The 24,236-nt window shown below is 58.6% G+C and carries 23 protein-coding genes and 1 riboswitch; of the genes, 3 read left to right on the forward strand and 20 right to left on the reverse strand.

The window, feature by feature from the left end:
• The first annotated feature begins 10 nt into the window (after positions 1–10).
• From EAV92_RS15800 to EAV92_RS15810, 3 genes are all read left to right on the forward strand, one after another.
• On the forward strand, positions 11–778 hold the full coding sequence (locus EAV92_RS15800) for an electron transfer flavoprotein subunit beta/FixA family protein (RefSeq protein WP_123041994.1): 768 nt from the start codon (positions 11–13) through the stop codon (positions 776–778).
• A gap of 21 nt (positions 779–799) precedes the next feature.
• A complete protein-coding gene (locus EAV92_RS15805; RefSeq protein WP_123041995.1) occupies positions 800–1,783 on the forward strand; it encodes an electron transfer flavoprotein subunit alpha/FixB family protein in 984 nt (327 codons plus the stop codon).
• A 166-nt stretch (positions 1,784–1,949) separates the two neighbouring features.
• On the forward strand, positions 1,950–2,798 hold the full coding sequence (locus EAV92_RS15810) for a hypothetical protein (protein ID WP_123041996.1): 849 nt from the start codon (positions 1,950–1,952) through the stop codon (positions 2,796–2,798).
• A gap of 98 nt (positions 2,799–2,896) precedes the next feature.
• Here EAV92_RS15810 and EAV92_RS15815 read toward each other — a convergent pair whose 3' ends face one another.
• From EAV92_RS15815 to EAV92_RS15910, 20 genes are all read right to left on the reverse strand, one after another.
• Entirely contained in the window at positions 2,897–3,376 is a 480-nt protein-coding gene (locus tag EAV92_RS15815; RefSeq protein ID WP_123041997.1) for a YdeI/OmpD-associated family protein, read from the reverse strand.
• The gene (locus EAV92_RS15820) at positions 3,366–4,148 is read right to left on the reverse strand and encodes an alpha/beta fold hydrolase (RefSeq protein ID WP_123041998.1); all 783 of its coding nucleotides are present in this window, start codon (positions 4,146–4,148) and stop codon (positions 3,366–3,368) included. Before EAV92_RS15820 ends, EAV92_RS15815 begins: the two co-directional genes overlap by 11 nt.
• A 30-nt stretch (positions 4,149–4,178) precedes the next feature.
• A complete protein-coding gene (locus tag EAV92_RS25135) occupies positions 4,179–4,991 on the reverse strand; it encodes a VOC family protein (protein WP_123041999.1) in 813 nt (270 codons plus the stop codon).
• Positions 4,992–5,130: 139 nt separating this feature from the next.
• Positions 5,131–5,451 carry a CD3324 family protein gene (locus EAV92_RS15830; protein WP_123042000.1) on the reverse strand — a complete coding sequence of 107 codons (321 nt, stop codon included), beginning with the start codon at positions 5,449–5,451 and terminating at the stop codon, positions 5,131–5,133.
• 231 nt (positions 5,452–5,682) lie between these two features.
• Positions 5,683–6,639, reverse strand: a complete 957-nt coding sequence (nudK, locus tag EAV92_RS15835) for a GDP-mannose pyrophosphatase NudK (RefSeq protein WP_123042001.1) — start codon at positions 6,637–6,639, stop codon at positions 5,683–5,685.
• 12 nt (positions 6,640–6,651) lie between these two features.
• Entirely contained in the window at positions 6,652–7,857 is a 1,206-nt protein-coding gene (locus EAV92_RS15840) for a MerR family transcriptional regulator (protein WP_123042002.1), read from the reverse strand.
• Positions 7,858–8,001: 144 nt separating this feature from the next.
• Positions 8,002–8,916, reverse strand: coding sequence for a proline dehydrogenase family protein (locus tag EAV92_RS15845; RefSeq protein WP_123042003.1), 915 nt, complete (start codon positions 8,914–8,916; stop codon positions 8,002–8,004).
• Between the two features lie 48 nt (positions 8,917–8,964).
• Complete coding sequence (locus tag EAV92_RS15850; protein ID WP_123042004.1) at positions 8,965–9,807, reverse strand: arginase; 843 nt, start codon at positions 9,805–9,807, stop codon at positions 8,965–8,967.
• Between the two features lie 15 nt (positions 9,808–9,822).
• Positions 9,823–11,394, reverse strand: a complete 1,572-nt coding sequence (gene pruA / locus EAV92_RS15855; RefSeq protein WP_123042005.1) for an L-glutamate gamma-semialdehyde dehydrogenase — start codon at positions 11,392–11,394, stop codon at positions 9,823–9,825.
• 25 nt (positions 11,395–11,419) lie between these two features.
• The gene (locus EAV92_RS15860; RefSeq protein ID WP_123042006.1) at positions 11,420–12,622 is read right to left on the reverse strand and encodes an ornithine--oxo-acid transaminase; all 1,203 of its coding nucleotides are present in this window, start codon (positions 12,620–12,622) and stop codon (positions 11,420–11,422) included.
• Between the two features lie 41 nt (positions 12,623–12,663).
• Positions 12,664–13,575 carry an arginase gene (rocF, locus tag EAV92_RS15865; RefSeq protein ID WP_123042007.1) on the reverse strand — a complete coding sequence of 304 codons (912 nt, stop codon included), beginning with the start codon at positions 13,573–13,575 and terminating at the stop codon, positions 12,664–12,666.
• Positions 13,572–14,465 (reverse strand): LysR family transcriptional regulator, encoded by an 894-nt coding sequence (locus EAV92_RS15870; RefSeq protein ID WP_123042008.1) that lies wholly within the window; start codon positions 14,463–14,465, stop codon positions 13,572–13,574. The genes rocF and EAV92_RS15870 overlap by 4 nt, the downstream gene beginning before the upstream one ends.
• A 51-nt stretch (positions 14,466–14,516) precedes the next feature.
• Positions 14,517–15,428: a lyase family protein gene (locus EAV92_RS15875; protein ID WP_123042009.1), complete on the reverse strand. Its 912-nt coding sequence runs from the start codon at positions 15,426–15,428 to the stop codon at positions 14,517–14,519.
• 315 nt (positions 15,429–15,743) lie between these two features.
• Positions 15,744–16,349 (reverse strand): alpha/beta hydrolase, encoded by a 606-nt coding sequence (locus tag EAV92_RS15880; RefSeq protein ID WP_123042010.1) that lies wholly within the window; start codon positions 16,347–16,349, stop codon positions 15,744–15,746.
• Entirely contained in the window at positions 16,333–17,340 is a 1,008-nt protein-coding gene (locus EAV92_RS15885) for a ring-cleaving dioxygenase (protein WP_123042011.1), read from the reverse strand. The genes EAV92_RS15880 and EAV92_RS15885 overlap by 17 nt, the downstream gene beginning before the upstream one ends.
• 96 nt (positions 17,341–17,436) lie before the next feature.
• Positions 17,437–19,032 carry a sensor domain-containing diguanylate cyclase gene (locus EAV92_RS15890; RefSeq protein WP_164472805.1) on the reverse strand — a complete coding sequence of 532 codons (1,596 nt, stop codon included), beginning with the start codon at positions 19,030–19,032 and terminating at the stop codon, positions 17,437–17,439.
• Positions 19,033–19,184: 152 nt separating this feature from the next.
• On the reverse strand, positions 19,185–19,910 hold the full coding sequence (locus tag EAV92_RS15895) for a CAP domain-containing protein (RefSeq protein ID WP_420888783.1): 726 nt from the start codon (positions 19,908–19,910) through the stop codon (positions 19,185–19,187).
• Between the two features lie 7 nt (positions 19,911–19,917).
• Positions 19,918–20,054: riboswitch (cyclic di-AMP (ydaO/yuaA leader) on the reverse strand.
• 52 nt (positions 20,055–20,106) lie between these two features.
• Positions 20,107–20,910 (reverse strand): hypothetical protein, encoded by an 804-nt coding sequence (locus EAV92_RS15900; protein WP_123042013.1) that lies wholly within the window; start codon positions 20,908–20,910, stop codon positions 20,107–20,109.
• Positions 20,903–23,386: an FtsX-like permease family protein gene (locus EAV92_RS15905; RefSeq protein WP_123042014.1), complete on the reverse strand. Its 2,484-nt coding sequence runs from the start codon at positions 23,384–23,386 to the stop codon at positions 20,903–20,905. Before EAV92_RS15905 ends, EAV92_RS15900 begins: the two co-directional genes overlap by 8 nt.
• Positions 23,383–24,075, reverse strand: a complete 693-nt coding sequence (locus tag EAV92_RS15910; RefSeq protein ID WP_123042015.1) for an ABC transporter ATP-binding protein — start codon at positions 24,073–24,075, stop codon at positions 23,383–23,385. The genes EAV92_RS15905 and EAV92_RS15910 overlap by 4 nt, the downstream gene beginning before the upstream one ends.
• Positions 24,076–24,236: the final 161 nt, after the last annotated feature.

Raw genomic sequence — 24,236 nt, forward strand, 5'->3', positions numbered from 1 at the left:
GGTAAGCCGCATGAACGTCTACGTAATCATGAAGCAAACGTTCGACACCGAAGAGAAAATCGTGTTGCAGAACGGGAACATCTCCGACGACGGCGTCAAGTTCGTGATCAATCCTTATGACGAATACGCCGTGGAGGAAGCGATCCGCATCAAGGAGCAGCACGGCGGCAGCATCGTCGCCGTTTCCGTCGGCCCGGAACGCACGGCGGAAGCGCTGCGCACGGCGCTTGCGATGGGAGCCGACGAAGCGGTACTCATCGCCGACGAGCGGATCGGCACCGACGAATACGCCGTCTCTAAGGTATTAGCCGCTTACCTCGGCAAGCAATCATTCGATGTTATCCTTGGCGGCAACTTCTCGATCGACAACGGCAGCGGCCAGGTCGCCGTCCGGCTCGCGCATCTGCTGAATATCCCCCACGTCTCCTCGATCACCCGGTTGACGCTGAACGGAGACCGGGCTGAGGCACAACGCGACGCGGAAGGCGACACCGAGACCGTGGAAATTTCGCTGCCCGCTTTGTTCACGGCCCAGCAAGGCTTGAACGAGCCGCGTTATCCGTCGCTTCCCGGCATCATGAAAGCGAAGAAGAAGCCTTTTCAGCAGCTCGGCTTGGACGATCTGGGCCTCTCGGAGGCGGATGTCGCTCCCAAGACTGCGCGTGAATCGTTATCCCTGCCTCCGGCGCGCCAAGCCGGCCAGCTCATCAAAGGCGCCCCGCAGGAGCAGGCCGCCCAACTGGTGCAATTGCTGCGCAACGAAGCGAAAGTCATCTAATCGATCGGGGAGGAAATCCGGATGAGCCAACATTACGCGGTAGTGGCGGAAGTTCGCGGAGGCAAACTGAGGCAGGTCACGCTGGAGGCAATTTCGGCGGCAAACCAGGCGAAGTCGGATGGCGACCGGGTGGCGGCGGTATTGGCCGGTCACCAAGTCGAAGCCCTGGCCCAAGAGCTTGCCCGGTACGTAGACGGGCCCGTTCACGTGATCGAGCATGCGGATTTGGAAACCTATAACGCGGAATCTTACCATGCGGCCGTGTCCAAAGCGCTGGAGGCGCTGAGCCCGAAAGCCGTCTTTCTCGGGCATACGGCCGTCGGCAAGGACTTGGCACCCAAAATCGCCGCTGGCCTCCAGGCCGGGCAAATTTCCGACGTTATCGCAATCGAGAACGAAGGAACCGGCGTTGTGTATACCCGACCTCTGTATGCGGGCAAGGTATTCGAGAAGAAGCGGTTTGCGTCCGACACGGCCGGTCCCCAGGTCGTCACGGTGCGTCCGAACAACTTTTCGCCCGCCAAGCCGCTTGCGAACAGCGGCGAGATCGTAATGGAAAATTACGCCGCACCCGCCGACCTCCGTTCGGTCGTGAAGGATGTCATTCGCAAAACGTCCGGCAAAGTCGATCTTACCGAAGCGAAGATCGTCGTGTCCGGCGGCCGCGGCGTGAAAAGCTCGGACGGCTTCAAGCCGCTGGAGCAGCTGGCCGAGGTGCTGAACGCGGCGGTCGGGGCTTCGCGCGGAGCTTGCGACGCGGGTTACTGCGATTACGCGATGCAGATCGGGCAGACGGGCAAGGTGGTCACTCCGGAGATTTACATTGCGTGCGGCATCAGCGGCGCGATTCAGCATCTTGCCGGCATGAGCCAATCCCGCATCATCATCGCGATCAACAAAGACCCGGAGGCGCCGATTTTCAAAGTGGCGGATTACGGAATCGTCGGAGATTTGTTCGAGGTCGTGCCGCTTCTGACGGAAGAGTTCAAAAAGGCGTTGGCATAAAGATAAGAAGGCCCCTGGAACCTTCGTTCCGGGGGTCTTCTTTACGCTCATGGCGGTTTCCATGAGTGACCAGCTTTCGCAGGAGTTTACCCCGGTAAGAAGGCCTCGTTGCGCAAAAGATAAGACAGGGCCTTATGGCTACTATGCGCAAAAGGGGTTTTATGCCTTGAACTACCGCTCCTTAACGTTGGCCTGCACCATCGGTCTGTCTGCCGTGCTTTTCGCCGGTTGCGGAAACAACAATGACGTAGGGACCCGCAGCACGAACCGCGGCAATCTGATCGGAACCCATGCTTATCATGGCTTAAACAACCGCGGCGGGATGTTGAATGGCGGAACCTACGGCGGAACGGGCTCTACGGGCATGAGCACTTCCAGTATCGGTAATTCCGGTATCGGCGGAACCTACGGCGGAACGGGCATTTCCCCTTTGGGCACTTCCGGTTTCGGCGGCACTTATAACGGAACGGGCACTACGGGTATGGGCACGTACGGCGGAACGGGTACTTCAGGTTTCAACGGCACTTATGGCGGCACGAGCACTTCCGGTTTCGGCGGTAACACCGCAACGGGTACCGGATCCTACACGGGCACTTCGAGCGGAGGGACCTTCGGCAGCCTCAGCGCCACCGGCGGATTCAGCCTGCATGACCCGGATACGCTGTTGTTCGGGAACCTGATGATCGTTGGCCCGAAATCCCGGAATACGATGCTGGGAACCACAGGCGGTACCGGAACCGACGGCACTTCCCTCACAAGAAGCACGCATGCTCAAGCTTTCGGTCAGCAGTTCCGCGTGCTTCGCGTGACCGATTCCAAAGCCGTAGCCGCGCTTCACCGTTTAAAGCGGAACCTCACCGGCTCTTCGATCACCACGAAGTCCGACGCTTTGGCCAAGGATCTGCGGTATGTGCTGAAGAAAGCCACGGTCGTGCGCGGTACGACGGCTGGCGGAGGCGCGAATGCCACCGGTTTCACCGGGGGCAGAGTTTTAGCCGGAAACGGCATGCGTTAACGCGAACCAAGAGACTGTTCCTTCGCGGGACAGTCTCTTGTCTTTTCAAGCTTGGAAACTAGCTTGTCTCATGCCTAACCTTTTTATGCCGCTTAACGTCATGGATGTTTCACGCCGTTAAGCAGCATGTCGATCGTTTTGCCCAGCCTGGCCTCCCGCGTTTCCTTCTTCTTGGCGCCGCGGATCCAGACCGCGTATTCTTTGCGATTTGTGTACGAAAGCTCCGCGAACGCGCGCTTCGCTTCCGGGTGGCGTTCCAGAAGCCGCGACAGCTCTTCGGGAACCTCGACGACCCTCGGCTCCTCATCCCGCTTCAGCACCACATGCACCGTGTCTCCCGGCTGTTTGCCGATGGCGGTACGGATCGCTTTCGTCAGTCCGATACAGTGCTTCGGCATGCCCATTTGCGCGAGCGAACCTCGGTACACCGCCGAATCGAACCGCACGGACACTTTCACTTGTCCCTTGGTGCCGAATTCTTTTTCCACATCGTAGGGAAATTCCACGAATGCGGCATCGATATCGTCTTCGCGCCGAATAACCGCATCGAATTCGTAAACTCGACTGTCACCGCTCATCATTACCTTCTCCTTGTTCGCGAATCGGATGGGATCTGAGAAAAGCCAGTATCTCGTCGTTCACGATTATCGGATTCTCCCTCACCATGTGGGGCTTATGACTGCCTCCGGGGACGACGAAGGAACGCGAGCCTCGAACAAGCGAACTCAGACGCTCTAACCTTCGTTTATCCGCGAAAGGGTCATGTTCCCCTGCGATGAACAAGCATGGGCAGCGAATTTCCGCGATCTGCTTTTCCGTTAGCTGCGGATATAACCGCCAGTCGAGCGCGCTTTGCCGCATGAACGTCTGCCAGTCCCCCCGGTGGGCCTCTTCATGTCTCTCGATCATCTGTTCGATCGTATCCTTTTTCCCATTCCTAAGCAGCCACTCCGGTTCGAACTCTTCAACGCCGGATGGATCGCGGAAGCCGCCGGTGCCGATCGTCGTCAAAGTCGCCACTCTGTCCGGCCGGTTCACGGCCATATACAACCCTACGTTCGCCCCTAAACTGTAACCGATCAGATGCGCTTTCGGGATGTTCAGGCGATCCATAAATAAAGTGATATCATCCGCAAGCCGGGGCGTGCTCCATTCCAAGCTCTCGCATCGGGTCCGTCCGTGACCCCTGAAATCCGGAAAGAAACAAGAAAAGCTTTTCTGGAAGTCCAGCATCTGGCCGGCGAACGCCAAAATCCCTCTCGAATAACCGCTGTGCAGAAAAATGACCGCCTCGCCGACGCCCATTTTTTCATAGAACATCTCAAGGTCATTTACGGGAACGTACGGCATCTATGAGAGCCTCTCTTACATTCCATATTTCTAACGGCACACCATCAGTAAGTTGCCGTCAGGATCGCGGAAAACGAACCAGTGGCCGTTTTCGATTTCCGTGACGAGTTCGACATCTTGCTCTTTCATGAACCTATAGGCTGCCTCAATGTCCTTGGTCAGCAGCATGAATGCAGGCGTCTGAAACGTTGGAGGACCGTCGGGTTCCTTGCCGCCCCACCCGGGCATCGTATCAAGGATGATACCGGGCTCTTCCATCGGAAGCGGGCACAAGTGTCCGTTCATGATTTCCGCCGATTCCACCGGCATGCCGAGAATCCGGCAATACCAGTCCCGCGCCTTCTCGATGTCCCGAACCGGCACGAAATTCGAGCCGGTCCTACGCAGGAAAGGGGTGGTCGGCGTTTCCTCCTGCAGTCTCTCCGCTTCCGCTTGTCCCTGCTGCTGCTCAGACTTGTATTGCTTGATGAGAGCGGCGACGTCGATGCCATCTATCGTCAACCCATCGATTTTGCATCCCTCGATGCGTACATCGCTCAAGTCGCAAGAGGTGATGGAGCTCCCTGCGAGTTCGCACATTTCGAAGCGAAGCGGCCGCTGGGGCCCTTGATCTTCCCGGTAAGCCGGATGACCCGCCGGCGGCAATCCGATACCGTGTATGTACGCGCCGCCCAGCTGCGCCTCGAAAATCTCCAGATCCGACAGATCGGCGTCCCGGATCCGGATTCCGCTCATGTTCACGTTCGTGAATGTCGCCCCGCCGAGATTTACGCATTCGAACTTGGCGCCGCTCACGTCGGCATTCCGTACCGTAGGCTGCTCCTTTTGATTGACGATCTCCATGGCCGCACAACCTCCACCAATGAGTTTTGAGTTCCATCCTGCTGAAGATTCCAACACTCCTACAATACAACGAAATCGATTTGGAAAATAGTTCCCAAAATAAAAAAGCCGGTCCGGGATCGCTCCCGTCCGGCTTGCGCTATTTCGATTTCACGACGATCCTGCGGATGCTGTCGCCCGACAGATGGTACTTGCGCTCCAATTCCGCGACCGACCATCCGTCCGTGTAGAAGCGGCAAATTTCCGCGTTCCTCTCGGCGAGCTGCTTCCGCGTTCCGCTGACTTCCCCCCAGCCCGCCCGCTGCTCCGCGGGTTTGGGAATATAGATGAGCTCTCCCGGAATGGTACGCTGCAATTCCTCGAAAAGCCCAGGGGGAAGCACGTCTTTTCCGTTTTTGTAAATAACGGCCCGCGTCCTCCTCCAAATGAAAAAAACGAAAAAACCGTGGATGCCCGGCATCCACAGAATCTATAAAACAAGGGGCCGGCGAGGCCCCTTGCCTTGCAGAGCGGTTTCCGTCTTAGACGGAAACCACCTCATGGTTGTGAATCAAAACGATCAACTCCTTTCCGGAAAATTCGTCGGCCCGACATCCTTATCATACTCCGAACCGGAGTGGAAATAAAAGTGAAAAAACGGCTTAAAAACAATTTTGCGGCGGCGGAGGACGGGACGCGGACAAAGCTTCCCCTATGCCTGAGCGATCTCCGGTATCTCTTCGAACGCGCGGTACACTTTCTTGCCGAGCCGCTCGGCCGTCCGCACCATTTCGTCTGCGCCCGCGGAAGGCCCTCCGATCCGGAGAACGGCGTCGCAATGCTCCAACAGGCGAATCGCGGAAGGGTGGAAGACGCGCTCGAACACTTCGTCGCCGATGCGGGTGGACCCCGCGGTCTCCATCAAGGGCAAAGCGTACCACTCCCCCAATACCGGCAAGTGTCCCGCTTCGTAGATGCGCCATGCCGCTTCGTTCATCGCCCTCATGTTCGCCGCGATCCGCTCGGGATCGTCCCCCGTGTTCGACCGGTATGGCCCGGCGACCAGTATATGTTCAACCTTCACGGGCGGCTCAAGCAAGCCGTGCAGCTGCGCATGTTGGAGCAGCAGGATCGTTTTCGCGTCCCGGATTTCCCCGGTTTCCACCATCCGAATCGCCTCGGCGAACGTGAGCTCCAGCACCTCGATGTTTTCCTGCTCCTCGTCCAGCCCTCCGCCGCGTCCGACCTTCATCTTGGCATCGTATTCGGCCACGAACAGATGCAGAATCTCCGTCACGGAGCCCGGGGACATATACGCCTCCCTGATTTTATGTACGGAGGTGACCGCATATCCCGTCTCTTCCTCCGCTTCGCGGCGGATGCAATCCTCGGGGCCGTCCCGGTCGAGCAGGCCGGCGCACGCCTCGATGAGCATCCCCGTCTCATTCCCGTTCACGTAAGTCGGCATGCGGAACTGGCGAGTCAGGATGACCGTTTGCTTGTCGCGGTTATAGAGCAAGATCGCCGCGCCGTTGCCTCGATCGTAAGCCTCTCTCGATTGCGTTTCCCACGTGCCGTTTTTTCCGCGATATTCGAAGGTCAGCTTCTTCAGCACGTACCAATTGTCGGACAACACTTCTTCTTTCAACATTCGGACATTCGGGTTCATGGTCGATTCCCCTTATTCGGATTTCACGGCGCGGAACACTCCCGTGTCCGCCGTGATGTCGATGCTTCCTTCCCGTTCCAGCCGCCCCCGGACATGCTGGCGGAATCGCTCCAGTGTTTCCCCCGTCATATACTGGCCGGCGTTCATCGGCGTAGAAGCCATGTATTGAATGAGCGGTTCGGCTTCCGTGACGCGGAGTCCGTCCCCGTATCGGATCGTCTCGCAGACCGGAAACCAGGGCTTGAGTATCGCTTCCCCGTTCTCTAAGTGGAACCGTTCCATCACGGGATCGAGCACCTGCATGTCGGGCTGGAACTCCCGGGCCAGCTCTTCCATCTCGCGGAGATGGCGTTTCCCCATCGTGGTGGCGTAAAGCGTTCCTCCCGGCTTCAGGATGCGCCGAAGCTCGGCGATCGCCCGCGGAATATCGCCCACGTGGTACAGCATATGGCCGGCGATGACGACGTCGAATTCGCCGTCTTCGAACGGCAGGGCCTGGACGTCCGCCGCGACGAACTTCATTCGGTTGCCGAGGTCGCCGAGATTGAGGCGCGCGGCCTCCAGCATGCCGGAGGAGATGTCCGCGAGCGTGACGCTCCACCGGAGCGGAATGCGTTCGCCGTTTCTCCGCCACAGAGATCCGTCTCCGCAACCGATGTCCGCGACCTTTAGATCGCCCTTCAGCGGAAGGCGCTCGAACAACCACCGGTGCCAGCCCGTAGGATTCTCGCCGAACCGGTCGTACAGCCGTATTCGCGCCTGCAGCCGGGCCGCATTGCGGTATTGCACCCCCCAGTCGCGGTCTTGGCGGATCGTCTCCATGATGCGTGCCAAACCGTCCCAGTCCGCCTCTTCCGTCTGCCGGTCCAGCATGCCGATCGCTTCCTCGATCGCTTGGGACACGAACTGCATGTGGTTGATTTTATGCCGGATCATCTCCTGCTGCGCCAGGAAGGAGCTCTTCAAATCCCGTTCGGGCAGCGACGGGTCGTCGATGATCCTTTGGATGTCCGCCAGTGGCATCCCGATGTATTTCAGCGCCTGGATCTTCTGCAGCCGGATCAAATCTTCCTTGCCGTACCGCCGGGCGGAGCTAATCTGGCGAACGGTCGGCTTGAGCAGCCCGATTTGGTCGTAATAGCGCAGCGTTCTGAGCGTGATGCCCGTTCGGCGCGCGATCTGTCCGGTCGTCCATTGTTCGGGATCTTTCCGATCCATCGCCTCAGCTCCTCTCCTTGCCTACGGTGCGGCCGCTTTCTTGATTATATCGGGTGACGTTACGTCACCTTCAAGCGTTTTTCGCCCAATAATAAAAAAAGCCCGAAGGGCTCAACCTAGCCCTTCAGGCCTCCATGGCACAAGTTACCGGAACAAATTCTTCAACACGAACCAGACGTTCGCCGGCCGTTCCGCCAGGCGCCTCATGAAATAGCCGAACCAATCGATGCCGTAGGGGACGTAAACGCGGACGCGGTAACCTTCGCCGACCAATCTCCGCTGGAGGTCCTCCGCGATCCCGTACAGCATCTGGAATTCGAACTTATCATGCGGGATGCCGCGATCCCAGATATACCCCTTGATCTCCTCCACCACGGACTCGTCGTGGGTGGCGATGGCCGCGTAATTCCCGTTGTTCAGCTGTTGCCGGATGATTTTCCGGTAATTGTCGTCCACCTGCTTCTTCTCGGGGTAGGCCACGCGGGGGGATTCCTTATAAGCCCCTTTCACGAGACGCATGTTCGCCCGGTACGCCGCCAAATCCGCGATATCCTGTTCGCTGCGGTACAAATACGCTTGGATGACGACCCCGACGTTATCGAATTCTTCCCTTAGCCTGCGGTAAAGGTCCAGCGTCTGCTGGCAGTGGGAAAAATCCTCCATGTCGATCCGGACGAAATTCCCGTGCTTTCGGGCGGTTTCCAAAATGGCGCGCATGTTGCGGAGGCACGTTTCTTCGTTCAGGTCGAGGCCGAGCGAGGTCAGCTTCAGCGACAAATTGGAGTCGACGCCGGACTCGGCGATCGCCTCCAGCGTGCGGATGCACATGTCTGCCGATTGGGCCGCTTCCGCTTCCGTCCCGACGAACTCTCCCAAATGGTCCAGCGTCGCCATCAAGCCCTCGCCGTTGAGCCGCCGCACCGTCCGGATCGCGTGCTCGATCGTTTCCCCGGCCACGAAACGGCCGGCGCCGAACTTCAGCCCGTACTTGCGCGCCATCCGGTTCGCCGTGCGGCTTTTGCCGAGATGCTGGAAGGCGTTGCGAAGCATCGTCTCCATGATTCATCACCTTCGATTCGGAATCGTCGGTCTCTCCATCACAAACACTCACAAAATCTTTTTACCCAGCACCGAAGCCACCAAGCCCGCGATCAACCGCGCCGTTCTACGCTGGTCATCGAGGAACGGGTTCACTTCGGTGACGTCCATCGACGTCACCTTGCCCGAATCCGCCAGCAGCTCGCATGCAAAGTGCGCTTCGCGGAAATAAAGCCCGCCCGGCACCGCAGACACGACGCCCGGCGCCTCCAGCGGATCCAGGCAATCCGCGTCGAAGCTCACATGGATGCCGTCCGTCCCGCGGCCCGCGATTTCGAGCGCTTGCTGCACGACTTTTTCGATGCCCATCCGGTCGACTTCCGCCATCGTGAAGCAGTGGAGGCCTTCCGCCTTAATCCACTCGCGCTCGCTCGGCTGCACTTCGCGAAGGCCGATCAGAACGAGGTTTTCCTTGCGAACCTTGCCCACGCCCGCAACATCGATCTCCGTCTTGCCGAGGATCGAGGCCAGCGCCATTTCGTTCACGTAACCGGTCGAGCTCGTTTGCTCCGTCAGCAGGCTCGGATGCGCGTCGAACCAGATGACGCCCACGTTGCCGTGCTCACGGTTCAATCCGGCAATCGCGCCGATGGAGATGCTCCTATCTCCTCCCACGACGAGCGGAAACTCGCCTTCGGAGACCGCTTGCGACACTTTGCTTGCCAGCCGCTCGCTGACCTCCCGCACGTTGGCGCCGGTCAGCCTCTCTTCCTCCAGCTCCTGGCCGAGATGGCGGATCATCCTTCCCAGCCCGGCGTCCATGATGCTGTCCGCTCCCTGCTCGGCGCCCGGGCGGCCGGTTCTAACGGCGAACGGGACTTTGATTAATCGAATTTTACGGGCAGCCGCCATGGGAAGCCCCTCCTTTTACAACTTTCTCGAAGTCGCTTTGGCTTGCGTGAACAGAAGCAAATAATCGTATCCTCCGGCTTTCGAGTCGGTGCCGGACATGTTGAAGCCGCCGAAAGGATGGGCACCCACGAGCGCTCCCGTGCATTTGCGGTTGATGTACAGGTTGCCGCAGTGCATTTCCTCGAGCGCGTAGGCGATCCGGTCTTCATCCCGCGAGAAGAAAGAGCCGGTCAGCCCGAACTCGGTATCGTTGTACAGGGCGACGGCTTCGCGATAATCGCGTGCCTTGCCGATCGCCAATACGGGTCCGAAAATTTCCTCCTGCATGATGCGGGCTTTGCCGTCGACGTCCGCGAACACGGTCGGCTCGATGTAATAGCCGTTAGGTTCGACGTCCGCTTTGCCGCCGCCCGCGATCAGCCGTCCTTCACCTTTGCCGATCTCGATGTACTGCAGAATTTTCTCGTAAGCGTTCCGCTCCGCCACCGGTCCGCTTTTGAAGTTCAGTTCCGGCAGCCCCACGGCCCATGCCGCGGTCAGCTCGCGAACCCGCTCCACCACTTCATCGTAAACCGACTCCACGATGAAGGCGCGGGAACCGGCCGAACACTTCTGCCCTTGGTAGCCGAATGCGGAAACGACGATCGCTTGAGCCGCCGCCTCCAAGTCCGCCGTTTCATCCACCACGATGCCGTCCTTGCCGCCCATCTCCGCAATGACGCGTTTGATCCAGATCTGGCCCTCCGCCGTTTTGGCCGCCAACTCGTTGATCCGCAGGCCGACTTCCTTGGAGCCGGTAAAGCTGATGAACCGCGTTTTCGGATGGGCGACCAGGTAGTCGCCGATCTCCGAGCCGCTGCCCGGCACGAAGTTGATGACGCCCGGCGGCAGCCCCGCCTCTTCCATCAGCTCCACGAATTTATGGGCGATGACCGGAGTGACCGAGGCCGGCTTCAATAGCACCGTATTGCCGCTTACCACCGCGGCCGACGTCATGCCGGCACAGATGGCGAGCGGGAAATTCCATGGAGGAATGACGACGCCGACCCCGAGCGGGATGTAAGCGATCCGATTCCGCTCGCCCGCGACGGGAGTGAGCGGCCGGTGCTCGTTCGCTTCGCTCAGGCGGATCATTTCCCGTCCGTAGAACTCCAGGAAGTCGATCGCTTCCGCCGTGTCCGCGTCCGCTTCGGCCCAGTTTTTGCCCGCCTCGAATACCATCATGGCCGAAAATTCATGCTTTCGTTCCCGCATCAGGCTTGCCGCCCGGAACAAATAGCCCGCGCGGGTTTCCGCCGGGACCCGCTTCCACGTCTCGAATGCCGCTAGCGCGGCTTCCAGCGCCTTCTCGGCCAGCTCCTTCGTCGCCTTGCTGACCCTGCCGACCACCTGTCCGATGTCCCCGGGATTGAGCGATTCCGTCTTGCCGTCGGTCATGACTTTGTCGGCACCGATCCACAGCGGGTAGTCCCGGCCAAGCTCGCCTTTCACCTTGCGAAGCGCGGCCTCCATCGCCTCACGGTTCTCGGGCTGAGTAAAATCGGTAAACGGTTCGTTCGCGTAAGGCGCAAGCGTTGTCCTCTCCATACGGGCTCTCCTCTCCGTGAAGCCTTTAGTAGGAAGACGATTGAAAAATCGATTGGATGCGGTTGACGGCCCAATCCAGCTGCTGCTCCGTGATGATGAGCGGAGGAGCGAACCGGATCGTCGTTTCGTGGGTTTCCTTGCACAAGATGCCAAGCTCCATCAGCTTCTCGCAGTAAGGCCTCGCCGGCTCGTTCAGTTCCAGCCCGATGAACAATCCCCGCCCGCGCACCTCCCGGATGGCGGGATGGCGGATCGCCTTCAAGCGGCCCAGGAAGTAGACCCCCAGCTCTGCCGAACGGCCGGCCAGCTCTTCTTCTTCGAAAACCTCCATCGCGGCGATCGCGACGGCGCAGCCGAGCGGGTTGCCGCCGAACGTCGAGCCGTGGGAGCCGGGATCGAACACGCCGAGGATTTCGTCGTCCGCGGCGACGGCCGAGATCGGAAAGACGCCTCCCCCGAGCGCTTTCCCGAGGATGTACAGGTCGGGCTTCACGCCTTCCCAGTCGCAGGCGAACGGCATGCCCGTTCGGCCGAAACCGGTCTGGATTTCATCGGCCGCGAAGAGCACACCGTTGTCCCGGCACAGCTCGTAAGCGGCTTTCAGGAACCCTTCCGGCGGAAGGACGATGCCGGCTTCGCCCTGGATCGGCTCGATCAGCAGCGCGGCGGTGTTCGGCGTCATCGCCGCCCGCAGCGCCTCCAGATCGCCGTACGGAATGATCCGGAAGCCCGGCGTGAACGGGCCGAACCCGTCCCTGTACTCCGCCGCCGAGGAGAAGGAAGTGACCGTGATCGTGCGTCCGTGGAAATTCCCCTCGCACACGATGATCTCCGCCTGGTTCTCGGGCACCTTCTTCACCCGGTACGCCCAGCGGCGGACGGCCTTGATCGCCGTCTCCACCGCTTCGGCGCCCGTATTCATCGGAAGGATGCGGGACTTGCCGGTCAAGGCGGCCAGCTTCTCATAAAATACGCCCAGGTTGCCGCTATGGAACGCCCTCGAAGTCAAGGTCACTTGGTCCGCCTGGTCCTTGAGCGCCTGGATGATTTTCGGATGCCGGTGTCCGTGGTTCAAAGCGGAGTAGGCGCTGAGCATATCCATGTATTTCTTGCCCGACGGATCCTCCACCCAAACGCCTTCCGCTTTCGAGATGACGATCGGCAGCGGATGGTAATTGCGGGCGCCGTAGCGTACGGTTTGCCCGATGATGTCCATGGCCGCGTTCATCCCGGATCCACTCCTTTCTCGCGCGCCGAACGGAAGGCGCGCTACATGATGCTTTCCCCGAACAGGGAGCCGATCAGCTCCACGGCGGTTTGCGCCGTTTTATTGTTCACGTCGAGCGCCGGATTCACTTCCACCACTTCGGCGGACACGAGATTCGCGCTCTCGTGGAGCAGTTCCATCGCAAAATGGCTCTCCCGATAGGATAGACCTCCGTTAACCGGCGTGCCGACGCCCGGAGCGGCGCTCGGGTCCATCCCGTCCAGGTCCAGGCTCAGATGGACGCCGTCCGTTCCCGTCGTGACGCGCTCCAGCGCTTCGTCCATGACCGCCTTCATGCCGTAGCGGTCGATGTCGTGCATCGTGAATACCCGGATGCCCTGTTCCCGGAGAAACGTCCGTTCACCTGGATCCACCGAACGCGCGCCGATAATGACGACCTTGGAGGGATCCACCTTCGTCTGCTCCCCGGCGATGGACACCAGGCTGTGATGGCCGTATCCGAGCAGCACGGCCAGCGACATCCCGTGGATGTTGCCGGACATCGTCGTCTCTTCCGTGTTCACGTCCGCATGGGCATCGAACCAAATCACGCCGAGCTTCTTCACGTGCTGCAGCACGCCTTTGATCGTCCCGATGGCGAGACTATGGTCGCCGCCCAGGACGAGCGGCAATTGGCCTTTTGCCATCTCTTGAGACACCCGTGCCGTCAGATCGGTATTGACCCTGGCGATCTCGGCGATATATTTCAGCTTCTCTCCGGGGCCGCAGGCTTCGATGTTACGATTGACATGGACGTCCCCTACGTCGCTCACGCGATACCCGAGAGACTCCAGTTTGGCTTGCAGATTCGAACTTCGGATCGCGCTTGGACCCATCTCGACGCCGGGACGGTCCGCTCCGAGCTGAATCGGTACGCCGATCAAGGATATGTTGCGGTTCTTCGTTGCGATCATGCGCGTTCCCCCATTCCACCCATATTGGCCCAAATCCGCCGCACGATTCCGGAAAAGGTCCGGATGTTGTTTTCCTCCGCCCTGCTTTTGAGGACGACCATCGAGGTCTCGATCTGCTCCGGAAAACGGTGCAGCTCGATTAACGTGCCTTTGTTCAACTCTTCCTCCACCAGCGCGGAGCCGAGCAGCGCCACGCCCGTATGGTGAAGGACGGTGCGTTTGATCGTTTCGTCGCTGATGCATTCGATATAGCTGCTTGGGGCGAAACCGACGTCATCCAGGCACTCATTGACCATGAGTTGCAGATTGGAGCCCGATTTATACGTAATGAAAGGATACTTCGTCAGAAGCTCCTCCAGGGAATGCTCTTCGAACAGTTCCTTGGTCGTCACGAGCACGAAATCTTCCTTGCCGAGCGGCTGCGACTCCATCAGAGGGGACCGGCAAGGCCCGGCGATGATCGCCAGGTCCGCCTCGTTGGCGGCGACCTTCTTCATGGCCTCGTTGCTGTCGCAGGAGAACAGCTGCAGCTTCACTTGCGGGTTCTCGGCGATGAAGGAGTGAATGCCGATCGACAGGAACTGGTTGCAGTACAGCTCCGGTGCCGCGATCGTCAGCAGGCCGTACGGCTGCTGCATTTTTTTGAGCTCGTGCTCCATCTCGTCCAGGATCGAAAACGCCTGGTCGATGTAAGACTTGACCACCCTGCCGGAGGCCGTGAGGTACGTTTTTTTGCCTACTCTCGTTATAAGGGAAACCCCGAGTTCGCTTTCGAGGGCCTGAAGCTGAAGCGTAATGGCCGGCTGGGAATAGCCCAGCTGCTCCGCCGCTTTGGTCAGGTTCAAGTTCTCGGCGACGGCCTGAAAGGTTTTGAGCTTGCGGAAGTCCATCCCGGTCTCTCCTCTTCGCGATTTCCATCCGCCCTCATATTACCGCATTTCTCAGTGGTAGATCTGATTTATTTTGATCAAAGCCCTGTAAAATGAATCCAAACACTGCCACGCGTAGTAAGCGGCCACTTCCTCCATGCCCTGCGCCGAAAATCCCGATTTGGCGATATAGGAAATCATGTCCCGGAACGCCGAAATCTGGATGATGCCGGCCTTCAGCTCGACGGAATCGATTTGATGAATGGCGGGCTCGATGGCCGATAGGGAAGCTTTCATGGAAGAAGCCGATACGTCGTAAACGCTTTCAGCATAGGGGGCCGGCGTTCGTTCCGTCCGCAGGGGCAGGCTCGTCGCCCGAGCCAGCTTCGCGACGAAGACGGCATCGAAATGGTCGGCGTCGATCCGACATAGGCGTTCGTAAAGCGGCCTGAGTACGGGAACGAGCGCTTTGGATAGATGCGCCGGAAGCGTATCCGCGCACCGCAGCATGTCGGACACGTACCGGGCCGAGGCGAGTTGGAACGCGACGGTAAAAAAGCGGTTCGGGTGCAGCGTCGATTCCGCATGCCAGTCGGGACTGATCAAGTGGTAGCTGCCTTTGTCCTCCCCGAGCAGTTCCATCGTCCGGTTCACCAGCACTTCGTTCATGTTGAGCGACAGAAGCGCCCCGAAGCCGCACCGGTTCGGCTCGAACACGAATTGATCGTGCCATCGGCCTTCCACGATCTCTTGAGCGGACCTTTCGAGCTGGGAGGCGAGCCGCGGTTCGAGACGTCCGGCATCCGCCTCCGCGCGTGCCGCGCACCGTTTAAGCGACGACAAGGAGATCAGTAAATCATGCTTGTAATCCCTGCCCGCATCCCTGAACCGCTCCATCGCAAGCTTCGTCCGGACCCCGTAGTAAGCGTGAGAAGGAACGGCTGCCTCACCGAATTCCCCGCGTTCCAAGCGAACCGTCTCCACGTCGCGTCAGCTCCTCCCGTATTGTAATTTGAATGTACCACATGCCTCCGGGTGCCTAAAAATTGAATTCGTAAATCATAACCATTTGATTTCCTTATGGTACGGGTAAACCGCCCTCCCCCATTTTATTGCTTTTGGGCACGAACTTCTGCTTTGTCCCCGAGTAAGGGTCCATTTTATTGCTTTATGAAGTTTTAGTGCCCGAGAGCAATAACTTTCCAATTCCATCTACAGGTACATTAAGCAAAAAAGCCGCCTGCATAAGCAGGTCGGCTCCGTACATTCACATATGCGCATGCGTTAATCGTTCCAACGTCAGAATTGGTCGCCGAACCAGGCGGCGGCTTGCTCGACTTCGCTCCTCGAGAGCTGGTGGCCGTTGTTCTCCCAATGCAGGGTTACGCCGGCTCCGGCCCCTTGCAGCAACTCCGCCAGCTCCTCCGATTCGGATGGAGCGCAGAGAGGATCGTTGCGGCCGGCGCCGATGAAGACCGGCACTCCCTCCATGGAAGGCAGCGCAATTCCGCGCCGGGGAACCATCGGGTGGAACAGCACGGCTCCCTTGAGCGAATCCTGAAGATGGAACAGCAGGCTGGCGGCGATATTCGCCCCGTTGGAGTACCCGACCGCCAAGATGTTTCCGCGATCCAAGCCGTACTGTACGGCGGCCTCATCGAGGAAGCCGTTCAATTCCTGCGTGCGGAAAATCAAATCCTCTTCGTCGAAAACCCCTTCGGCCAAGCGCCGAAAAAACCTCGCCATCCCGTTTTCGGACACGTTGCCCCGAACGCCAAGCAGAGACGAGGCGGGGGAGATCATTTTCCCGACGCCGACCAGATCGCGCTCGGAGCCCCCCGTACCGTGAAGCAGCAGCAGCGTCGGCGCCGCAGGGTTCGTTCCTTGCTCAAAGTAATGGATCATAAGGATCGCCCTCCTTCGTTTCGTTTGCGGTATCCAGCGGTTTCAATCCCGCTTCGATTCGTTGCCGGTGAGGCTCGAGGAACGGGGGCAGCGCCAACGACTCACCCAGATGGCGGATGTCCTCGTCGGTGTCGAAGCCCGGTCCGTCCGTCGCCAGCTCGAACAGAATGCCGTTCGCTTCCCGGAAATACAGCGATCGGAAGTAAAACCGGTCGACGAATCCGGAATTCGGGAATCGGGCCGAACGGATCCGTTCGATCCACTTGCGAAGCTCTTCCTCGTCTTCCACGCGGAAGGCGACGTGATGGACTCCGCCGGCGCCCGGCAGCTCGCGCGGAAGGTCGGTTCTCTCCTCCACGTGAATTTCGGCCCCGCTCCCCCCTTCGCCGGTTTCGAATACCAGAATGTCCGGCTGCCCGGCCACGGTCGAAGGATATTTGCCTTTGGGACGGAAGCCCATAAGCGAGGTCAGGACTTGAACGGTCGGCTCCGCGTAGGGAACGGTCAGCTGTACGGGACCTAGCCCGAGGATGAAATATTCAGCCGGGATCGGGCTGCGCGTCCAAGGAACGCCGCCGGCCACCCCATGGTTGTTCTCGTCCGACACCAGGATCAGGCGCTGATCTTCGGGATCCCGGAAAGCCAGCGTCTGGCGACCGGCCCGCTCGATGATCTCGTCATGCTCGACGCCATACTCTTCAAAGCGCTGCTTCCAATAGCGCAGGGCTTCGTCGCCGGCCACGCGGAGAGACGTCGAGGAAATGCTGTTCCCGCCATGCCGGTTCCGGCCGGCCATCGGAAATTCGAAGAAAGTGAGCTCCGTCCCCGGGTTCCCTCTGTCGTCCCCGTAGAACAGGTGATAAACGGAGGTGTCGTCCTGGTTGACCGTCTTCTTCACCAGCCGCATGCCGAGGATTTTCGTATAGAAATCGAAGTTCGCCGAAGCGCTGGCCGTGATCGCCGACAAATGGTGGATGCCTTTCAATTCCATGTGAATCGGCCTCCTTAAACTTTGAATTTAATTATCTTAAATTAAAGATAATACAGAAAAGCCACACTGTCAATAGTGCGGCGCAAGCGAACCTGACTAACTTTCCACCATGGCGGTTCCGAATACTCGGTATCGATTGCGCCCCGCTTGTTTGGCTTCGTACATGGCGCGGTCCGCATCTTTAAGAATCGTTTCCAGCTCGGCATTCTCTTCACCTGCGACGATCCGGATGCCGACGCTGGCGGTCATCTCGTAATCTTGATCCGAAAGCCGGACAGGCTTATTGAGTTCAGATGTCAGCCGATCGGCGACGTCCGTCACGTCGCGAACCCCCTCTGCACCTTCGAGAAGGAGGACAAACTCGTCGCCCCCCATCCGAGCCGCATGGGAGCGTCCGGGAGCGATCTCCTTCAAACGTTGCGACAGAACCTGGAGCAATTCATCCCCCGCCGCATGGCCAAGCGTATCGTTCACCCATTTGAAGTGGTCCAAGTCGATCAAATATACGGCAAACCCTTGGCCTTGCGCCGGCCATTCCGCGATTTTGTCCGTCAGAATCTCCATGAAGCTCCGGCGGTTCAGCAAACCCGTCAAGGAGTCATGGTACGCGAGTTGTCTCAGCTTCCGCTCGTTTTCCGTCTGCAGGGTAATGTCCGTATTCGTGAGGTATCTCCAGTAGCGTCCTTCCACTTCCATATGCACCATGTCGGACTCGACGACGTAAGCTTCCCCGCGCCGGTTGCGGATTCGGGAAACAAGGTGCAGCGGAATTCGGTTGCGGATCGCGTGGCTGAACAACTCGTACTGGCTTGTATCTTCTAGCGTAACCACATCCGCCAGGAGCATTCCTTTCCAACAAGTCTCATTCGGCGAAAATCCCGTCATCGCGACTGCCGCAGGGTTCATCTCCACCAATCTTCCATGGTCGTCGAGCAGGAAGATGCCTTGCGAAGTTAAATTGAACAGAATTTTGTAGCGGAGGTCGGCTGTGGACAGAAACTCGTAGTTAACCATCGCATGACGGATGAAAAGCGCGAAAATGAGAACGGCGAACGAATCCAGCGCGGAGTAAGGGACCCATGGAACGTCTGGCAGCAGCGGTTTGAAGACCGCTTCTGAAACGACGACCCAGACGACGCACGCGAGACCGCCCCCCAGGATCAAACGGATTCTTTTGCGTTCCAGGACGCTGATTTCCTTGGTGCGGTATTGATTGAAAGCGCGGACGATTTGGGAAACGAAACCCGCCATCGCGATGGCGGCCACGGAGTAAATGACCCACCTGTAAGCTTCGTTATAATGCTCCGTACGGAAATAGGGGCCGGCCAAATATTCAAAACGGAACGCGGGCATGTTTAGAATGAGCGGCACGATGCATACGAGCGGAAACAATGCGACGACGTGGAACAAGACGGAACGCAGCGAGAATTTATTGAGGATCTGGAAGAAATACATGCCGACCGACATCGTGAAGAAACCGCCGATCAGCTTAAGGCGCAGGCCGAAGTCCGATTGCTCCAGCGGAAGCATGTGGCCGAAAAAGTCGCCTAAATAAAGCAAGCTGCATGACAGCATGAATTCCATGGTCACGCGATGAAGCTTGTTGCGGGGGTCCCGATGGAGTACTTCGATTCCCGTATAGAACAGGAAGAGGAATGGCAGGAAAAAATAGAAGATATATAAATAGGTCATGAGCATGCTCCACGGTGTCGTCGAATTTTTAGTCTACTGCATTCTCTTAGCTATAAAATACCATAGGCATATGGGAAATTAATACCATAAAATAAAAAAAGCCTTTGCCTCCGCGTGATCGCGAAAGGCAAAGGCTCGTGTCGTTATCGATTTTAGCCTGTGAACTCCTGGACCCATTCGCCGTTGTAATAAGCAACGCCGATGGAGGTGTAGTTCGCGCCCAGGATGTTCGCCTTATGGCCCGGGCTGTTCATCCATGCCGTCATGACTTCCTGCGGCGTGCGCTGCCCCATCGCGATGTTCTCGCCGGCGTAGCGGTACGCGATGCCGAACGATTTCATCATGTCGAACGGGGAGCCGTAGGTCGGCGAGTTATGGTCGAAGTAGTTGTTGTTTTTCATGTCTTTGGCTTTCACCAGCGCCATTTGCGTCAGCTTCGCGTTGGAAGCGAGCGGCTTCAGGCCTGCCTTGGCACGTTCCTGGTTGACCAAGGAAACGACTTGGGACGCGTAGCTGGAAGCGGTCGTCGTCGTTGTGCTCGTCGTCGGTTTCGTGACCGGTTTCGATACGGGCTTCGCGACCGGTTTCGTCACGGGCGCCGTCGTTACCGGCTTCGTTACGGGAGTCGCGGTCGGCTGCGTCACCGGCTTCGTCGTCACGGGATTCGTCACGACCGGTTGCGCATAACCTGCGAACCCTTGGAAATATTGCTGAAGGAGCTTAGTGAAATCGGCGTAGTCGCCGGAGGTCACGTAGAATACTTTATACTGGACGGTTGCGTAATTCGGAGTTGCCGCGGATGCCGCACCCGGAATCGCGATCGCTGCCGTCAACGCACCAACGGAAAGCCACTTCTTCCAACCTTTCAAACCTTTCACTTGCAGATTCCTCCCTTTGTCGTGCCTGCGAGGTTAGCTGACGGGTTCGGGTCAAAGAGTAGCCCCGGCCGCACATGCTGCATGCGGCTTCACCCCATTCTTGGGTCCCCCGTGTCCGATAGCGGACTTCGGCTTGGAATGTCTACAAGTCTAGCAGGTTTTCCGGGCCGGTTCATGCCATAAATGTTGCCAACGTTCAGGAAATGCGCGTCACGAAAGGAACCGTCACCACCTCGCCGTTCCTCTGGAACTGAGCCCAAATCTTATAGATTCCAGGGGCGGGAAACCGGGTTTCGAATACGGCAACCGGCCCCGTACCCTGGCCTTCTTCGGCATGAACATGCAAGTACCGCTCCCCATCCTCCGTCAAGACCACCACGTGCCCGATCGCTCCCAAATAAGGCTCCAGATCGGTTACGGCCTTCCCCGTCGCCGCGTCGGTGATCGCGTACCGCAGTGTCACATCCTTGCCGGATGCCGGAGGATTGATCGTGAGACTGACTCGCAGTCCGTCCACGGTTCGGTCCAGGCGCTGATCCGGCGTGACGGGGACCGCCTTCGCGGTCTTACCGTCGACCGTAACCCAAGCCATCTTGTTCATGGCATCGCCGTCGGTCGGTTTGAAATCGGCGATCAACCGGTACTCGCCGCCGAACGGGAAGCGGTTTTCGATCTCGAATACGCCGTTCCCCAAATACTCGGGATGGATGTGACGGAAATAGGATAAATCCTTGCTGACGACCATGAGGTGCAGCAGTTTCTCGTGGTTCACGTCGAAATCATCGATCGTCCCGCCGTCTTTGGCCGCGATGACGACGCGAATCCGTTTGGTTCCGTCGTCTCCGTTGCCGTCAATCGTCCATTCCGCTTTAACGTCGTCTTCCATGAGCCTGTGGCTGACCTCGGATACCTCTTCATTTTCCCACGATGATTTCGAGCCGCACCCCGACAGCAGCAACATGGCCAACAAACCTAGCGCAAACAGGCTTCGTTTACTCATAGCGCAGCGCCTCGCTTAAACGGGTTTTCGAAGCTCGCGAAGCGGGAGCGAAGCTTGCGATCAAGCTGACGGCGAGGCCGAACAAGGAGATGATCGCGATAATCGTCCAGGGAACCCCGAATCGGTACGTCAAAGAACGGATTTCCATGAAAGTCGAAGTTAGGTAGACGAGCGTGATCCCGAACGCGCAGCCGATCACGGTCGCTGCCGTTCCCATGCCGAGTCCCTCCAGCAGGACCATCCGGTTCACCTGGCGCCTCGTCACGCCGACCGCGCGCATCATGCCGAGCTCGCGAACCCGCTCCATGATGTTGATCAGCAGCGTGTTGGCAATGCCGATGCCCGATATCAGGATCGAAAGGATGACCAGGAAATCGATAATGGCGAACGAGCCCGTGTAAGTTGCGCTCATGACCGATACCCAGTCTTCCGGCCCGAACATTTCTTCGATCCGGCCGCCGAACCGATCGAAAATGTTTTCCCTTAGCTGCACCGGCGAGGCGTTCTCGTCCTTCAGGATCAAAGCGTTCCTCTCGTATTTGAGCCCAAATGCTTCCTTGAATCGATCGGTCGGGAGGAAAGCGCCGTAACCGCCGTTTTTCATCGACTCCACGACGTCGACTACGCGGAAAGACTGCGTACCTTGAAGGGTGGCAAGCTCGATCGCCCCGCCGATTTCGCCGCCCCAAGCTTTGAATGCCATTTTATCGAGGACGATTTCATCCTTCTTCAAGCCCCGAACGAGTTCGCCCGGCGTCCGATCCGAAACCGAGAACAGCGGGAAGCGGTCGATCCACTCGGCGCCGATCCCGTATACGGGAAGCTTGCGTTTCGATCCGTCCAAGTTCCAGATGGCGGAATAAGTCGGGTACGTCTGGGCGTCCGCCACCCCTTCCACCTGCTTCAGCTGCTCCAAGTCGGTTTTCTCGATGTGGTGCAGATGGATGTCCAGGTTGCCTCCGTAGGAAGAATAAATGACGCGTTCGAACGATTGGACCAGCGCGGAATTGAGCGAGCTCATCAGCACGATCATGGCGATGCCCATGCACAGAATGATGGAAGTCATGGCCGAGCGGGTCCGGTTCCGGTTCAGGTTGCTGGCGGCGATTTGTCCGCTGAAGCCGAACAGCTTGCGGTACACCGGTCTTAGCAAGATCACGGCGCCCCTGAACAAATAGGGGAAGACGAGCACGATGCCCAGCATGAGCGGCGCGACGAGCAGCAAATGGTTGATGAAAAAGGCGGACGCGATCAGCAGAACCCCGAGAATACCCCACCACTTCCCTCGGGACTTCGGCGCAGTCCGGGTCTCCTTGAACGCCTCGATGACGCTGATCTTTCCCGCTTGCCGGATCGGGTACAAGGCAGCCGCGACAGGCATGAGCAGCCCGGCGCATACGGAAATCGCGAATCCTTGGCCCAGGGACATGCCCCCCTCGTCGTCCGCGCCGAACACCAGGAAAATGAGCATTTTCAGCAAGTGCGCCAGTCCATAACCGAAGAGCAGACCAAATGCGGTACCGATGACGGAAAGCAGCACGACCTCGAGCAGGACGAACGACCGCAATTGTTCCGGCGTGTAACCGATTGTCTTAAGCGCTGCGAATTCGTTTTTACGCTCTTTGATACCCACGTACATGGAATTGAAGATAATGAACGCGCTGAGCGCGATGCCGAGGAAGCCGGCCAAATACAGGGCGATGAAAAACGTATCCGCCTCGTCGAGCGAATCGTAATCGATCAGGATGGGCTGCATGTAGACGTTGCCGTAACCTTTGACGAGCTTGTCGAGCTGCCCTTCGAGCGCGGCTTTGTCCGTTCCCGGCAAGGCTTTGACCTGGATGCCCTGGATTTTGCCTGACAACCCGAACCAATCCTGCAGAACGGGCAGCGGCACGGCAACCGACCAGGGGTGGTATTTGGCCATCATCCAGCTGCTCGGCCCCATCAGCTCCACCGTATATTTGACGATGGCGGAGATCCGGATTTCGCGGACTCCTTTATCCGTGTCGAAGGAGATCGTGTCGCCGACGCGGGCTTTCCAAACGCCTGCCGTACGGTCCGTGATGACGGCGCCGCCCTGGGTCAAACTCCCTTCGACGACTTTGAAACCGGTGAGCGCGGTATCGAGCCGGCTATAGCCGGTCAGGTCGACGCGTTTTTGGATCGCGGATACGCCTTCTTTGTCGAGGAGCAGCTTCGTATTCTGCTTTAAGGCCGACACGGACGCCGTACCGTTTATTTGTTCGAACGAGCGGAACGTTTCCTCCGGGAAGTAAGCATCGGTCCCGCTGATCTGGAAATCCGCTTTGCCGAAAGCCTGCTGGAGATACAGGGGGAACGTCTTCTTCGCGGTTTCGACGGAAGAGATGACCGCGAAAGTCGAAGCGACGCCGATGACGATCGACAGCATGGTCAGGAAGGTCCGAAGCTTTCTGCGCTTCAGGTTGCGCCAGGCGATTTGCCAAGGATTCATACCGCTTCCCCGCCTTCCAGCCCGTCTTGCGCCACTTCGCCGTCCCGGATCACGATGATGCGGTCCGCCGCCTTTGCAGCCTGACGGTCGTGCGTCACCATAACGATCGTCATTTGCTCTTCCCTGCTGAGCCTGGAGAGAAGCTGCAGAATATCGCGGCCGTTCTGGCCGTCCAGGTTGCCGGTCGGCTCATCCGCCAGGATGAGGCCCGGCTTCATCGCCAGCGCCCTGGCGATCGCCACGCGCTGCTGCTGGCCGCCGGACAGCTGCGAAGGGAATTGGTCGCCTTTGCCCTCGAGGTTGACCTCTTTGAGGAGGCGCTGCACGGTCTTCCGGATTTCCTCTTTCGGCGTTTTGTTCGCCGCGAGCGACAAGGCAATGTTCTCGGAGGCCGTCATCATCGGCAGCAGCTGGTAGTTCTGGAACACGAAGCCGACCTTCGTTCTGCGGAACAGCGTCCTCTCCTTCTCGTTCAACGCGTTCAGCTTCACGCCGTCCACGACCACGTCGCCCGAGGTCGGCAGATCCAGCCCTCCGATCAGTTGCAGGAGCGTGCTCTTGCCGGAGCCGCTCGGACCCATGATCGCGACGAATTCACCTTTGCGGATGTGGATTTCGTTGTTCCTCAGCGCGGCGAAATCGCCGGACTCCATCGGGAATACTTTCGATACGTTGCGGATGTTAATCATCGTTCCGTTCCTCCATTGTGCGGCCCTTTAATTGGATCCGGGCGTTTATGGAGACATCATATAACGGAAGGTTTCGGCCCAACGCGCAAACGATGGCGACCCGCCCGCAAACAAAGTGCCGTCTCGCGCAAAAAAATGCGGGGGCGACGCAAAAAGTGGGC

Source organism: Cohnella candidum, assembly GCF_003713065.1.
Lineage (GTDB): Bacteria > Bacillota > Bacilli > Paenibacillales > Paenibacillaceae > Cohnella > Cohnella candidum.